The 15,106-nt window shown below is 53.3% G+C and carries 12 protein-coding genes and 1 pseudogene; 10 read left to right on the top strand and 3 right to left on the bottom strand.

Annotated elements, in window-relative coordinates:
• Nucleotides 1–3: 3 nt before the first annotated feature.
• Nucleotides 4–303 (bottom strand): hypothetical protein, encoded by a 300-nt coding sequence (locus AMM48_RS06445; RefSeq protein ID WP_102783384.1) that lies wholly within the window; start codon nt 301–303, stop codon nt 4–6.
• Nucleotides 304–722: 419 nt separating this feature from the next.
• On the opposite strand from AMM48_RS06445, the gene AMM48_RS06440 reads away from it, so the two are divergent.
• The 6 genes from AMM48_RS06440 to phoB all read left to right on the top strand — a co-directional run bounded on the left by AMM48_RS06440 (nt 723) and on the right by phoB (nt 6,878).
• Nucleotides 723–1,754, top strand: a complete 1,032-nt coding sequence (locus AMM48_RS06440; RefSeq protein WP_022730933.1) for a PstS family phosphate ABC transporter substrate-binding protein — start codon at nt 723–725, stop codon at nt 1,752–1,754.
• Between the two features lie 135 nt (nt 1,755–1,889).
• Nucleotides 1,890–3,269, top strand: coding sequence for a phosphate ABC transporter permease subunit PstC (gene pstC, locus AMM48_RS06435; protein ID WP_022730934.1), 1,380 nt, complete (start codon nt 1,890–1,892; stop codon nt 3,267–3,269).
• Entirely contained in the window at nt 3,262–4,611 is a 1,350-nt protein-coding gene (gene pstA / locus AMM48_RS06430; RefSeq protein ID WP_102783383.1) for a phosphate ABC transporter permease PstA, read from the top strand. The genes pstC and pstA overlap by 8 nt, the downstream gene beginning before the upstream one ends.
• A gap of 1 nt (nt 4,612) precedes the next feature.
• Nucleotides 4,613–5,416 (top strand): phosphate ABC transporter ATP-binding protein PstB, encoded by an 804-nt coding sequence (gene pstB, locus AMM48_RS06425; protein ID WP_028791331.1) that lies wholly within the window; start codon nt 4,613–4,615, stop codon nt 5,414–5,416.
• Between the two features lie 23 nt (nt 5,417–5,439).
• Nucleotides 5,440–6,162 (top strand): phosphate signaling complex protein PhoU, encoded by a 723-nt coding sequence (phoU, locus tag AMM48_RS06420; RefSeq protein ID WP_102783382.1) that lies wholly within the window; start codon nt 5,440–5,442, stop codon nt 6,160–6,162.
• Between the two features lie 17 nt (nt 6,163–6,179).
• The gene (phoB, locus tag AMM48_RS06415) at nt 6,180–6,878 is read left to right on the top strand and encodes a phosphate regulon transcriptional regulator PhoB (RefSeq protein WP_022730938.1); all 699 of its coding nucleotides are present in this window, start codon (nt 6,180–6,182) and stop codon (nt 6,876–6,878) included.
• Nucleotides 6,879–6,946: 68 nt separating this feature from the next.
• Here the strand turns inward: phoB and AMM48_RS06410 are convergent, their stop codons facing one another.
• Entirely contained in the window at nt 6,947–8,728 is a 1,782-nt protein-coding gene (locus AMM48_RS06410; RefSeq protein ID WP_102783381.1) for a cation:proton antiporter, read from the bottom strand.
• A 309-nt stretch (nt 8,729–9,037) separates the two neighbouring features.
• Between AMM48_RS06410 and AMM48_RS06405 the strand changes: the two genes are divergently transcribed.
• The 4 genes and pseudogenes from AMM48_RS06405 to uvrC form a co-directional block, all read left to right on the top strand.
• Complete coding sequence (locus AMM48_RS06405; protein WP_102783380.1) at nt 9,038–10,000, top strand: calcium/sodium antiporter; 963 nt, start codon at nt 9,038–9,040, stop codon at nt 9,998–10,000.
• Nucleotides 10,001–10,094: 94 nt separating this feature from the next.
• Complete coding sequence (locus tag AMM48_RS06400) at nt 10,095–10,865, top strand: SDR family oxidoreductase (RefSeq protein ID WP_102783379.1); 771 nt, start codon at nt 10,095–10,097, stop codon at nt 10,863–10,865.
• Nucleotides 10,866–10,922: 57 nt separating this feature from the next.
• Nucleotides 10,923–11,408, top strand: coding sequence for a dihydroneopterin aldolase (gene folB, locus AMM48_RS06395; protein WP_102783378.1), 486 nt, complete (start codon nt 10,923–10,925; stop codon nt 11,406–11,408).
• A 541-nt stretch (nt 11,409–11,949) separates the two neighbouring features.
• Nucleotides 11,950–13,785: pseudogene (uvrC, locus tag AMM48_RS06390) on the top strand (excinuclease ABC subunit UvrC); the annotation flags it as partial.
• A gap of 40 nt (nt 13,786–13,825) precedes the next feature.
• On the opposite strand, the gene AMM48_RS06385 reads toward uvrC, so the two are convergent.
• Nucleotides 13,826–15,070 carry a hypothetical protein gene (locus AMM48_RS06385; protein WP_102783376.1) on the bottom strand — a complete coding sequence of 415 codons (1,245 nt, stop codon included), beginning with the start codon at nt 15,068–15,070 and terminating at the stop codon, nt 13,826–13,828.
• Between the last annotated feature and the right edge of the window lie 36 nt (nt 15,071–15,106).

Here is a 15,106-nt window from a genome sequence, read left to right as displayed (position 1 = left end):
TTGTCAGGATTCTTTACCCAGCAGGCTTTGCGCGATGCCTTCGGCAGCCGACCCTTCGGAGCTATCCTCGGCGAATGCGGCGGTCTTGTCACGAATCCACTGCAACGCGGCAGCATCATCAATATCGACCTTTTGCACGACAAGGGCGAGAATCGCTTCAATTGCCAGAACGTGCGATGCGACGTTATTTACCGCCATATGCAATTCATCGATATGGCGCGACGCGGCTTCGGACATGTCGCCGAGTTCCCCCGACAGCTTCTGGATCAGTTCCTGAATTTCGTCGAGTGAAGCACTGCTCATGTTTCTTCTCCTGTGTTTGTCACGCGCACATTCGATGCACTACGATCTTGTTACCTTCTAACTAAGACTTGCGTGGAATGCGCAATATGTAAAGTCATAGCTCGGAATTAACGCCCGCGTTGCCGCGACAGGGGATGGAAAACCATCGGGCTGCGATTGCTCTGTTACAGTTTTTGTAACGAAAATTCGTGTTTGGCTCGTTTGGGGCGTGAAAACGTGGAATCAACGCGGCAAAAACCCAAATCGAGATCAATCTAATCAATTGATTTAATTGTATAAAATTCAGTATTTTTGCATCCAAAATGCGTTGTCACATAAGCTTAATAAAAGCGACACAATACCGTAAGCACCCAGCGGTAGAGTCCGGCTCGCAGATCGTTGCACCGTTCCGAAGTGGAACAACCATTGGGGAATATACCATGAAGAAGACTCTTGCTGTTGCGGCGCTGATGAGCGTTGCCTTTGCTGGCGCTGCCCAGGCACGTGACCAGATTCGTATCGTTGGTTCGTCCACCGTGTTTCCTTTCGCAACCGCAGTTGCTGAAGAATTCGGTAAAACCACCTCTTTCAAGACTCCGGTTATTGAATCAACCGGTTCTGGCGGTGGTTTGAAGCTGTTCTGTGCCGGTGTTGGCGAACAGCATCCCGACATCACCAATGCTTCGCGTCGCATCAAGAAGTCCGAAGTTGAAAAATGTGCTGCTAACGGCATTTCGGAAATCACCGAAGTTAAAGTTGGCTATGACGGTATTGTTCTGTCGAACTCCAACGAAGCACCTGAACTTGACCTGACCAAAGAGCAGATCTTCCTTGCTCTTGCTAAAATCGTTCCGTCCAAAGACGGCAAGTCGCTTGTAGATAACTTCTACACCACTTGGTCGGAAATCGATCCGAGCCTGCCGGACGTTAAAATCGAAGTTCTCGGCCCGCCGCCGACCTCCGGTACCCGTGATGCTTTCACCGAGCTGGTACTTGAAGAAGCTTGCGACGAATTCCCAGCCATTGCTGCTCTTAAAGAGAGCAACTCTGATCAGCACAAAGCTGTTTGCGCTGGCGTTCGTGAAGACGGTGCCTACGTTGAAGCTGGCGAAAACGACAACCTGATCGTTCAGAAGCTTGAAGCCAACAAAGACGCACTTGGCATCTTTGGTTTCTCCTTCCTCGACCAGAATGGCGACAAACTTCAGGGTTCGATGATCAATGGCGTATCACCGACCTTCGAAGCAATCTCTGCTGGTGATTACCCGGTTTCGCGTTCGCTTTACTTCTACGTAAAGAACGCACACGTCGGCACCATCCCGGGTATTGAAGAATACCTGGCTGAGTTCACCGCGGACAAAGCTTGGGGTGACGAAGGTTACCTTGCTGATCGTGGTCTGATCCCGATGGATGCAAAAGAGCGTGAAACAGTTCGTAACGCTGCGATGAATCTTTCGCCGCTGAGCATGTAACGTGATACTTCAACCGGTGGCGGCATGGGTCGCCATCGGTTTCTTTGTTTCCAGGCTTGATTAATTTATTGTTTTTGTCCTATTGGCCTTTCGATGTGATTTCTGCAGGCCCACCTGGCAAACGGATTTAAAGTAATGTCCCTGTCTTTCCTGTTGCTCGCGGTTGCCGCACTTTGTGCGCTGTCCTTTTATTTCGGGCGTCAGCGGGCGATTGCCCTTTCGGGCGGTCGGTACAGTAACCTTCATTCCTTGCCCGCCCATTACGGCATGTATGTCGCTTTGTGGTGTGGTCTTCCTGCATTGTTGCTGGTGGTTGTCTGGTATGTTTTTCAGGGATCGATCATCGAAGCGATGATTGTCTCGGATCTACCAGCCGAAATCACGAGCAACACCGGGCAGCTCTCGCTTGCCCTTAACAGCATTTCACTGATTGCAGAGGGCAACGGACAACATTTGTCCGTCTCGCCCGAAATCATTGACGCCGGGCGGCGTCTGGCAAATTTGCAAACCATTGCCAATGCGGCACTGGTTGTTGTGATGCTTGCGGTTGCCACGACCGGGATTGCGTTGTCCTATCGCAAGATTGATCCCGACATGCGTGCACGCAACAACGTTGAGCGTATTTCACGCTGGATCATGATCACCTGTTCGGCGATTGCGATCCTCTCAACGGTGGGAATTGTCTTTTCGCTTATGTTCGAAGCGATACATTTCTTTAGCAAAGTCAGCCCGCTTGAGTTTCTGTTCGGCCTTGAATGGAGCCCGCAAACCGCGATCCGTGCGGATCAGGTTGCATCGGACGGGGCCTTTGGCGCCATCCCGCTGTTTGTCGGGACGTTGCTGATTACCCTGATTGCGATGGCGGTGGCAGTACCGGTTGGTCTGTTTTCGGCCATTTACATGGGTGAATATGCTTCCTCGAAATTCCGTGCGGTGGCCAAACCAGCCCTTGAAATTCTCGCAGGCGTTCCGACGGTTGTCTATGGCTTCTTTGCTGCCCTGACCGTTGCCCCGTTCCTGCGCGACAATGGCGCGATCCTTGGTCTGGATGTCAGTTCGGAAAGTGCGCTTGCTGCCGGTCTTGTGATGGGCGTCATGATCATTCCGTTCGTCTCCTCGCTGTCTGATGACGTGATGTCGCAGGTGCCACAATCGCTTCGCGATGGGTCATATGGGCTTGGTGCGACAAAATCGGAAACCATCCGTCACGTGATTTTCCCCGCAGCCTTGCCCGGTATTGTTGGTGCGGTTCTTCTGGCGGTGTCGCGTGCGATTGGTGAAACCATGATTGTGGTGATGGCCGCAGGGCTTGCCGCGAACATGACGGTCAACCCGCTACAGGCGGTAACCACGGTAACGGTTCAGATCGTCACACTGTTGGTCGGCGATCAGGAGTTTGACAGTGCAAAAACCCTGTCGGCCTTTGCGTTGGGGCTGGTTCTTTTCCTTGTCACCTTGGGCTTGAACGTATTTGCCCTTAAGGTTGTTCAGAAGTATCGCGAGAAATATGACTGATATGGCATCTCTTATGGAAGATAGAGCCGCGGCCAAGGTAATCTCGGACAATCTGCACAAGCCGGTTGACTGGGACAGCCCGAAAATTGCCCGTAACATCAAAAAACGTTACGCCGCAGAACGCCGCTTTAAAATTTATGGCCTGAGCGCAATCGCGCTTGCGCTTCTGGCATTGTTTGTTCTGGCCGGGTCGATTGGGTCCAAAGGCTACACCGCCTTTTTCCAGACCTATGTCCAGCTTGAAGTGACCTTTGACGCCGCCGAGATTGATCCTGACGGCACCGGTGATCCTGCGGTGATCGGCAAGGCCAACTTTGACGGCCTGATCAAACAGGCCCTGCGTGACCGGTTCCCCGACGTCACATCGCGTCAGGCAAAACGTGATCTATACGCAATTGTTTCGGGCGGGGCATCTTATGACCTGCGCGAACGTGTGATGGAAAACCCCGGTCTGATCGGTCAAACCCGTAAGGTCTGGCTGATTTCCGGCGATGATTTTGACATGCTCAACAAAGGCTACATCAGTGCCGATGTTGACGAAGGCAGCCGTCGTCTCAATGACGAGGAAATCGCCTGGTACGACAGCTTGAAATCGGACGGTGCGGTGGAAAAACAGTTCCACAGCCGTTTCTTTACCAATGGCGATTCCCGTGAACCGGAACTGGCAGGCATCTGGGGGGCGGCTGTTGGCTCGCTCTATACCCTGATGGTGACCTTGGCCCTTTCCTTCCCGATCGGGGTGTTTGCGGCGGTTTATTTGGAAGAATTCGCACCGAAAAATCGCTTCACCACGATTGTCGAGGTCAATATCAACAACCTCGCTGCCGTGCCGTCGATTGTGTTTGGTTTGCTCGGTCTTGAGGTTTACCTCAATGTCATGCATCTGCCGCGTTCCGCCCCGGTTGTCGGTGGCTTGACGCTGGCGCTGATGACATTGCCGACGATTATTATTGCCTCGCGTGCCGCGATCAAGGCGGTGCCGCCGTCTATCCGTCAGGCCGCCCTTGGCCTTGGTGCTTCCCCGGTTCAGACTGTCACCCATCATGTGTTGCCATTGGCAATGCCGGGCATCCTGACCGGGACGATCATTGGCATGGCGCAGGCTCTTGGTGAAACCGCACCGCTTTTGATGATCGGCATGGTTGCTTTTATTGTCGATATCCCGGGCGGGGCGCTGGACCCGGCCACGGTTCTGCCGGTGCAAATCTATCTCTGGGCCGATAGCCCGGAACGTGCCTTTGTCGAGAAAACCTCGGCGGCGATTATGGTGTTGCTGGCTTTCCTGGTTCTGATGAACGGATTTGCCGTGTATCTGCGCAAGAAATTTGAACGGAAGTGGTAAAATGGCTGTTGTATCTCAAAGCGCAATGACGGCACAGCCGTCCGTCGCAAGCCCAAAAATGACGGCACGTGACCTTAATCTTTCCTATGGCGACAATCAGGCGCTGTTTGATGTCAATCTTGATATCGTCGAACGTCAGGTCACCGCTCTGATCGGCCCGTCGGGCTGTGGTAAATCAACGTTCCTGCGCTGCATGAACCGCATGAACGATACGATTGACGGTGTTACCATCAAAGGCGAAGTCACCCTTGATGGCCGCGACATCTATGACAAACGCATCGACGTTGTTCAGCTGCGCGCGCGCATCGGGATGGTGTTTCAGAAACCAAACCCGTTCCCGAAAACCATCTATGACAATGTGGCCTATGGCCCGCGGATCCATGGGTTGGTCAATTCGCGCGATGAGCTTGATCAAATCGTCATGACCTCGCTCGAACGTGCGGGCTTGCTTAAGGAAGTCAAAGATCGTCTTCAGTCGCCGGCAACCGGACTTTCCGGTGGTCAGCAACAGCGCCTGTGCATTGCACGCGCGGTTGCCGTCAGCCCGGAAGTCATCCTGATGGATGAGCCGTGCTCGGCACTTGATCCGATTGCGACTGCCAAGGTCGAAGAATTGATTGATGAATTGCGTTCGAACTACACGATCGTGATTGTGACCCACTCCATGCAGCAGGCTGCACGTGTGTCGCAACGCACGGCTTTCTTCCATCTTGGAAAGTTGGTTGAAGTTGGGGAAACCGATCAGATTTTCACCAACCCAAAAGACGAACGCACCAAGGGTTACATCACCGGCCGCTTCGGTTAAGCGCCCGCAGGAGAGCGATTTAAATGGCTGACGACAAAACACATATCGTGAGTTCGTTCGACGAGGAACTGACCCGTCTGAACAACATCATCTCGCAGATGGGCGGGCTTGCGGAAAGCCAGCTGATCTCTGCAATCCGCTCCATTGTCAAACGCGATTCGGAACTGGCTGAAAAGGTCATTATTTCCGATCATCGTATTGATATGCTTGAACAGGAAGTTCAGGATTTTGCTGTCCGTCTGCTGGCCCTGCGTCAGCCGATGGCAGACGATCTGCGTCAGGTGGTGACAACCCTGAAGCTGTCAAACGATCTGGAACGAATTGGCGATCTTGCGAAAAACATCGCCAAGCGCGCCCAGGTCCTTAATCAGATCCCGCCGATCCGCCCGGTTCAGGTCATCCCGAACATGGCGCGTCTGGCACAGGAAATCATCAAGGACGTTCTTGACGCCTATATCGAAGGCGATGCGGAAAAGGCACAGCGTGTCTGGGCCCGCGATCAGGAAGTCGATGACATGTACAATTCGCTGTTCCGCGAATTGCTGACCTACATGATGGAAGACCCGCGTAACATTACCGCATCGACGCACATGCTGTTCATTGCCAAAAACATTGAACGGATTGGCGACCATGCGACCAATATCGCCGAGACGATTTACTATCGGATCAAAGGCGAAGACCTGCCGACAGATGGTCGGCCAAAAAACGATGCAGCAAACTTTGCTGTTGTCGAACCGAATGAGTGACACTGGAGCATAGGAAGATGGACCCAACGGTTCTAATCGTCGAGGACGAAGCCGCAATCGTGACCATGTTGCGCTACAACCTCGAACGCGAGGGGATGCAGGTTGTCGAAGCCGGGGACGGTGACGAAGCGTTGAAAATCATGGCCGAAACCCATGTTGATCTGGTTCTTTTGGACTGGATGTTGCCGGTCATGTCGGGGATTGAGGTCTGCCGTCAGATCCGCCGTAAACCTGAAAGCCGCGATGTGCCGGTGATCATGGTGACCGCGCGCGGTGAAGAAGGCGATCGCATTCGCGGCCTTGATACCGGGGCCGATGATTATGTCACCAAGCCGTTTGCCATTGGCGAATTGCTGGCCCGTATTCGTGCGCTGTTGCGCCGGTCCGGTCCGGCGCAACCACAAGGGCAGTTGATCTATTCCGATATCGAAATGGATCTCGCCGCCCACCGTGTCAGCCGCAATGGCAAGGCCATCCATCTGGGTCCGACGGAATTCCGTCTGCTGCGCTATTTCCTTGAGCATCCGGGCCGGGTTTTCTCACGCGAACAACTGCTTAACGCGGTCTGGGGCCCGAACATTTATGTCGAAACCCGCACAGTTGATGTCCATATCCGCCGTCTGCGTAAGGCGCTTAATGACGTCAAAGGGACCCGCGACATCATCCGCACCGTGCGTGCGGCGGGCTATGCACTGGACTCAGAAACCGCTGCGTAGTTCACCCAAACCTGTTTTGGCGACCTGAAGATAGAAACCCCCATCGCGTTTTGCGTGGGGGTTTTGGTTTATTTGCCGTCTTTTTTGGCTTTTGGTGTTTTGGGGCCAGAGCCAGACGCAGGCTTAGCCGAGCCTGCCGCTTCGGCCTTGCGGCGCTGCGTACGCGGGGCCAGCTCATTCATCAGCAACATGTCAGCACGTCGGAACTTGGCGATTTCGGCATCAATTTCTTCTTGCGGCACATCGCAGGCCGCCAACACATGATCTGAAAGCCGCAACCCGGTTTCAAGCACCTCGGGAATGGCCGCATCCGCCCCACTGCGCGACAGCGGCCCGATATGGGTAATGTCCTGTGCGCGGGCAAAGATTTTCAAATGCGGATAGTAATGACGGAGCAGGGCAACGGCTTTTTCGGTCGCATGCGGGTTTCCCAATGCAACGACCGCAATTTTTGCTTCGTCTGTGTGCGCAGCCCGGAATGTTTCCGGTCGTGACCCATCGGCAAAATACACCGGTAATCCTTCGGCCCGCCCGCGTGAAACCTGTAGTGCATCGCTATCAAGAACCACATAGGGAATGTTGCGGGTTTTTAACAATCTCGCCAAAACCCGACCAACACGTCCGCACCCGATGACCAGAACATGCTGCTGGAGCCCCTCGGTTTCGGCTTCAATCGGGCCAAGCTGGTCGTCTTCTTTGGGATGGAGCTTTTCTTCAATGCGTTGCCCGATGGTCATCAATGTCGGGGTCAACGCCATCGAAAGGGCAACCACCGGGATCATCACCGCGACAAGATCTGGCGCAATCGCGCCATTTTGTGCGGCCAGTGCCAGCATGACAAAGGCAAACTCGCCGCCGGCGGCCAAACTCATGCCAACACGCAACGCCGACCCTTTTTCAAAGCGGGCCATCAATGCCAGAACAAACAGAAGGCCCGTTTTCGTGCCAATCAGCGCAATCAGCCAAATGACAATGGTGCCAAACTGGGTAAACACAATATCGGCATTGACCGACATGCCCACCGACATGAAAAACAGCGACAGGAAAACACCGCGAAACGGGGTGATGTCGGCCTCAATCTGATGGCGAAATTCGGTCTCAGCCAGCATCACACCGGCGATAAAGGCGCCAAGTGCCATCGAAAGTCCGGCAACTTCGGTCAGCGTGCTGGCGGCCAGAACAACAAACAATGTGCCAATGGCAAACAGTTCCGGGTTCTTAAGAAGCGCGATATAGCGAAACAGGCGCGGCAACAAATAGCGCCCGACCAGCAATAAAACACAAACCGCCCCAATCCCGGTCAGAATGCTGACCCATGGGCTGGTTTCGGTTCCAGCATCCCCTGCGGCCTGCACCATGATCAGGAACGGACCAACCGCCACATCCTGTATCAGCAAAATGGCAAGGGCGGCCCTCCCAAACTTTGTATGGAGCTGCCTATCGTCGGAAAGCTGTTTTAAAATGATCGCGGTCGATGATAAGGCCAACGCGCCGGCAATCACCACGGCACTGGGCACGCTAAAGCCAAGGACGGCCAACCCGGCAAACAGCACCGCCATCGAGACGCCAATTTGGAACAGGCCAAGCACGGCAAACCGCCCGCCAATCACGCGCAGACGTTCGCGCGACAGCTCAAGCCCGATCATGAACAACAAAAACACAACGCCAAGTTCGGCAACCGTCGCAATGTCCTGACGCTCATTGATCAGTCCGAACCCGAACGGGCCGATGCAAAAACCGCCAATCAGAAATCCGATGATGGAATTTGCCCGCAACCTATGGGCAAGCGGCACGGCGATCACCGCCGCCGTCAGGATCAGGAATAACTCGAACAGAACGCCGTGATGCATGGTTTGATTGGCCCAACACGCGGTTAAATATTTGAAATTACCAAGAATACTAGAATAACGAAAATAACCCCGCCCGTCTCATGGAAATCTGATCGACAGGCGGCAGCCCCCGCACAACAGCAGAATGCGTGACATTGATGGCTTTGATGCATGGGGACGTGATTGTTGTGACAATTGTCATGTCCTGATGACTTGCCATTCATCTTGCGGAATGCCATGTTCCGCGGGCCCAGATGGGCCTGAATTGGATGGGCCTGAATTACCGGTTGGGCCTGAATTAACGATATAATCAATACGAGCAAACACATCTTGGAACAGTTGATCCCTTATATTCAGATTATCGCCGGTCTTGTCCTTTTGACCGCGGGTGGCGAATTCATCGTTCGGGGGGCTGTTGGCCTTGCCCTTTTGATGGGGGTGTCCAAGGTTATTGTCGGCTTGACCATCGTGGCGGCGGGCACGTCCGCGCCGGAATTTGTTGTATCGCTGAACGCATCGCTCAAAGGTACTGCCGATATCGCGATGGGGAATGTGGTTGGATCAAATATCGCCAATATATTGCTGATCCTGGGGGCCGTGGCCTTGCTTAAACCTATTGCAGCAGGCCGTGTAACGGTTGTGCGCGATGGTGGGGCGATGTTGCTGGGCACGCTCTTGTTTATCGGGCTGTGCATGTTTGGCGTGATTGAACGCTGGGCCGGGGCGGTGATGCTGTGTGTGTTGGTCGCGATCTGGTACTTCACCTATAAGCACGACAAAAACATGCCTAGCCACGCCAGTAACCTGCACGAAGAAGAGGTCGATGAAGTCGGCGAGGTGCCCTCAGGCTGGTTCAAGCCGATCATTGCAACCGTGATCGGGATTGTCGCCTTGATGTTTGGCGCGGAATGGCTGGTCGATGGTGGTGTGACGGTCGCCCGTGAGTTTGGTGTCTCCGAGGCGGTAATTGGCCTAACCCTTGTGGCTTTTGGCACATCCTTGCCCGAACTTGCCGCCTCCATGGTTGCCGCATTCCGCGGACATTCCGATGTTGCGCTTGGCAATGTGTTTGGCTCAAACCTGTTGAACCTTCTGGTGATCATTGGCGGCGTTTCGCTGATCACGCCGATACCGGTTCCGGCTCAAATCCTGGCGTCTGACCTTTGGATCATGCTGGCGGTGACGGTTGCGCTTTTGCTGGTGACTTTTGCGTTCCGCAAACTGTCGCGCAGTGCCGGTGTGGTTTTCGTGATCGCCTATTTTGTCTATGTCTTCCAGCTGGTCGCGGCGTAAAAGATGGGTGGGGTGCGGTATTGGCCCCCAAAAACATCTGATGCAAAATAACGATGCCATGAAGTTTGATGTGACATAACGGGGCGATGCCAGAATGACGGATCATGTGCCAAAAACAGTATTGATTACCGGGGCCGCCAAACGCATTGGTCGCGCACTCGCACTTGATCTGGCGAACAACGGCTATGACATTGCGCTGCATTGCCATCATTCGCGCAAAGATGCCGAACATCTGGCCGATGAAATCCGCGCCCTTGGGCGACGCACCTGCGTGATCTCTGCTGATCTTTCCAACGAGGATGATACCCATCGCATCCTGCGCGAAGCCAAGGCCGCCCTTGGTCCGATTGGCATTCTGATCAATAACGCATCGACCTTTGAATATGATGACGTCAAAAGTGCAACGCGCGAAGGATGGGACCTTCATATGGAAGCCAACCTGCGCGCACCCTTTGTCCTAAGTCAGCAATTTGCCAAACGCCTGCCAGACGATTGTCAGGGCCTGATCATCAATATGATTGATCAACGGGTGTGGAATCTTAATCCGCATTTCATGACCTATACCCTGTCTAAAGCAGGTCTTTGGACCTTGACCCAGACCATGGCACTGGCCTTGGCACCAAAAATACGTGTCAATGCCATCGGACCGGGCCCGGCATTGCCTAGCACCCGACAAACACAGGAAGTTTTCGATCAGCAATGTGCGAAAACACCCCTGAAAGTTGGGACAAACCCGCAAGAGATTTGCGACGCGGTTCGATTTTTCCTTGCCGCGCCGGCCATCACCGGGCAAATGTTAGCCCTTGACGGCGGGCAGCATCTTGATTGGGCGCCCAGTGGCGACGATGACACGCCAGAAGAATGATGTCGGATGCGGATCTGACATCTGGCCGCAGATAGCAGCACAAGGAAGACCGGAAATATGACCGCAGGCCTCAAACAGGACGCCAAGATTACCACGTTGCCCTTTGCGGATTTGTCCCATACGGACCTCCGCCAAACGGACTTGCCGGGCACAGACGTGCCCGATACAGACTTGGCGGTCAGCCTGCGCCGCGTCTTTGTGCGCGATATGGTGATGCATACCTCGATCGGGGTCTATGATCACGAAAAGGAAGCCCCCCAACGTGTGCGGATCAACCTTGATCTGGCAGTACTCGAAGGCGACGGGGTGCAGAATGATGATATTTCCACCGTTCTGAGCTACGAAGATCTTGTCGTTGGTACCCGACGTATTTGTCAGGATGGTCATGTGAACCTTGTGGAAACACTTGGGGAAAAACTGGCCGACATGTGTCTTGCCGACAGACGCGTGCGCAAGGTGATCGTTCGGGTTGAAAAGCTCGACGTCTTTGAAGACGTCAGCGCGGTCGGTGTCGAAATCGAACGGCACAATATCACCCGTTGATTATCGTCCCGATCAGGCAAAAAATTTACTTTTTCACAAACTGCGACCATGGGACTCTGTGATTCCTCTAGGGCGAATCGTGTTTGTCCTTATGCACAAGCATTTGGCAGGTTGGAATCAAAGGGAAATATTCATTTTTTACGACTCTATTACCGAATGATTTCAGGTTGACAGTTTTTTTATTGTTTTAAAACAAATACTTAGTTGATTTGCCCAATATTTGGGCACTTCATAGAACGTTAAGACTCTCAAGGGGTGCAGACAATAGCCCCCGCATTACCCACATAGTTATCCACAGTCTTGGTGGACATCTTTTTTCCGGGGCGATTCCCTCTGTGCCTGTTGCGATGTTAATCTTTTCGGCTATGTTCGAAACGCCTGACGAACTGTGACAGCCGTCACAACTTTGGATGTATTTTCCTGACTTCGGAGACCCTTGATGAAGCCACCTGTTTCCTCCGACATGCCCGGCGGGGATGACGCCCCGAAACGGGAAATCGGATTGTCGCTTGATGGTGACACGCTCGAAGGTGGGGCCGCACGGGGTGTCGAGGCGATCAAGAATGCGCTTAAAACCATGCCGGGATCGGCGGGCGTTTACCGCATGCTTGATGACAAGGATCGCGTTCTTTACGTCGGCAAGGCCAAGAACCTTAAAAAACGGGTGGTGTCCTATACCCGTATCATGCAGGTGCCGCTGCGCATCGCCCGGATGATCGCCCAGACGGTGCGGATGGAAATCATCACCACCCATACCGAGGCCGAGGCGCTTCTTCTTGAATCCAACCTGATCAAGAAACTCAAGCCGCGCTACAACATCCTGCTGCGCGACGACAAAAGCTTCCCCTATATCCTGATCACCGAGCTCCATGACTATCCGCGCATCGTGAAACACCGCGGGGCGCGCGCCAAGGACGGCAGTTGCTTTGGCCCGTTTGCCTCCGCATGGGCGGTTAATAACACCATCAACCATTTGCAGCGCGCCTTTTTGCTGCGCTCCTGTACCGATGCGGTGTTTTCCAATCGGTCGCGCCCCTGTTTGCTCTATCAAATCAAACGCTGCTCGGCCCCATGTGTGGACCGGATTTCCAAGCCGGACTATGACGGGCTTGTTGATATCTGCCGCGACTTTCTGACGGGCCGCAGCCAGAATATCGTCAAGCAGCTTGAATCTGACATGCTTGCCGCGTCGGAAAAGATGGATTTTGAACAGGCGGCCATGTACCGCGACCGTATCCGTGCACTCAGCCAAATCAGATCGCATCAGGACATCAACCTCGAAGGTGTCGAAGAGGCCGACGTCATTGCCCTGCATCACGAAGGCGGGCAAAGCTGCGTTCAGGTGTTCTTTTTCCGATCCGGCTCGAACTATGGCAACCGGTCGTACTTCCCGCGCCATGAACAGTCGGCTGAAATTCCCGAAATCCTGTCGGCCTTTGTCGGGCAGTTCTATGCCGATAAACCCGCCCCCAAACAGATTTTCCTGTCGCACGAGATTGAAGGTCAGGAATTGGTGCAAACCGCCCTTGGTGTGAACAATGATCGCAAGATCGAATTGCTCGTGCCCAAGCGCGGCGGTAAGCGCAAGCTGGTCGAACATGCCCTGACCAATGCCAAGGATGCCTTGGGGCGGCGCATGGCTGAAAGTGCGACCCAGCGTAAATTGCTTGAAGATTTGGCCGATAAACTGGATCTGGAAAACACGCCCGAACGGATCGAAGTGTACGATAACAGCCATACCCAGGGTACGAACATGGTCGGCGGCATGATTGCGGCCGGGCCAGAAGGTTTCATTAAAAACGCCTATCGGAAATTCAACATCAAGGGCGACATTGCACCTGGCGATGACTTTGCCATGATGCGCGAAGTCCTGACCCGCCGCTTTGCGCGTGCACAAAAGGATGACCCGGACCGCGAAAACGGCACATGGCCGGACCTGTGCCTGATTGATGGCGGCTTGGGGCAGCTTGGCGTTGCCAAGGCCGTGCTTGAAGACCTCGGCATCGAGGATGTCATGCTGGTCGGGGTTGCCAAGGGTGTTGACCGTAATGCTGGTAAGGAAGTGCTGCACATTCCGGGCAGGGCCCCGGTGCGTCTTGATATGAAAGACCCGGTCCTTTACTTCATCCAGCGCCTGCGCGACGAAGCCCACCGCTGGGCCATTGGCACCCACCGTGCGAAACGCGCCAAACAAATCGGCAAAAGTGTGCTCGATTCGGTGCCCGGTGTTGGTGGTGCCCGTAAAAAGGCACTGCTCCACCATTTCGGGTCTGCGCGCGGTGTCGCCGATGCGGGCCTTTCAGACCTTGAAGCGGTCGGCGGCATCAGTGCGGCCTTGGCCCGAAAGATTTATGATCATTTCCACGGTGAAAATTGAGCTGGCCGTTAAGCAAAAGAGTCATTTTTGGTGAACGAAGCTAGTCCTTTTGTTCCGCTGCCCATGGAACAGATTCAACCATATAAACTGGTCGCGCGGGTATAAGCCGGTTGCCGTACTGTCCGTTGAAACGAAAAATGGCAAGCAAAGCCAATTCGACATACCATTGCGCCAAATTCCAAGCTTGATATTCAAAGTCACCGGCAAGATTCCCCCATTTGTGATCAGGATGGATAAGGTTATTGCGAACTCGCGTAATAACGTAAGGTCCATCTGATGCGTCGTAGGGATTTGGGTGTTTACAGACGAGACTCTGAAGCCTTTTCAATGGGGATGGGATTTCCGTATCAATCTTCAATGTCCTGAGGAAATCTCTAATGTTCTTGTCGCTGCGTGATGGCTTGTTAAACTTGTAGAGGTCTGCCAGTCGTTCCAGTGCTGATTGGGACAAAAATAGTCCCCCATGTACGTCGCCGTTGTTTCGGTTACTGCGCAAATACCACTGCAATGCGATTTGAACTGCGTTTTTTCGGTCAGGGTCTTTGTCCAGAGCAGACCAGAAGCCGGGAAAGATTTCTGATAGGGGAATTGATGGGACAGTATCAAAAAAGGATGGTGTCCATCCCCACGGTTCCACTGTACGAGTACCCCATTGTTTCCATACTTCTTCGCCGTGACGATTGGTACCTACTGGAGAGATGGGGCTACAATAAGCACCACGAATAAATGACAAGTACAGTTGTAGTTTTTCAAGGATGTGCTGTGCATCTTCTATCGGAAAAGTGTTTCCATTTAACTGTCTAAGCTTGCCTTGATGCGTGACAGCATATCCACCTCGAGCTTTGAGTGTTTTTTCGATTTCACTAAAACCCGGTGTGGGGGATATTCTGATTACCCAGCCATCAAACTCAATTTTTTGTCGTTGATTGCCATGGAACTTCACAAAATTTAGAATTTGGAAGGTTACAGTTTCTAGCTGCTCATCAGCTTTTTCCAACACTGTACATGGCTCGCGAGCCGGCGTAAAAAACAGCTTGCTTTGGCCGTTTTTTCCCTTCTCCTGAAGCAGTATAACCCTCAGATTGATGGCATTATCAATGAGGAGAACTGATGTGTTATGCCCCACCTGGAAGTCAGTGAGGGTTGGGACATCGCATTCAATAATCAAGCAGGGCTTTGGAAGGAGGCGCAGATATACATGTGCTTCACCCCTTACAAGGATCCCATTCTGTGTAAACTCGATTTCTGTTTTCCCAAGGGGGACGGGTTCATTTGCTGCATGCATCGGACATTGTGTTGCAATGAAAGGTGTTTGAGCAAT

This window comes from Thalassospira sp. GB04J01 (assembly GCF_000751115.1).
Taxonomy (GTDB): Bacteria; Pseudomonadota; Alphaproteobacteria; order Rhodospirillales; family Thalassospiraceae; genus Thalassospira; species Thalassospira lucentensis.
This window is presented reverse-complemented; position numbering and strand designations above follow the sequence as displayed.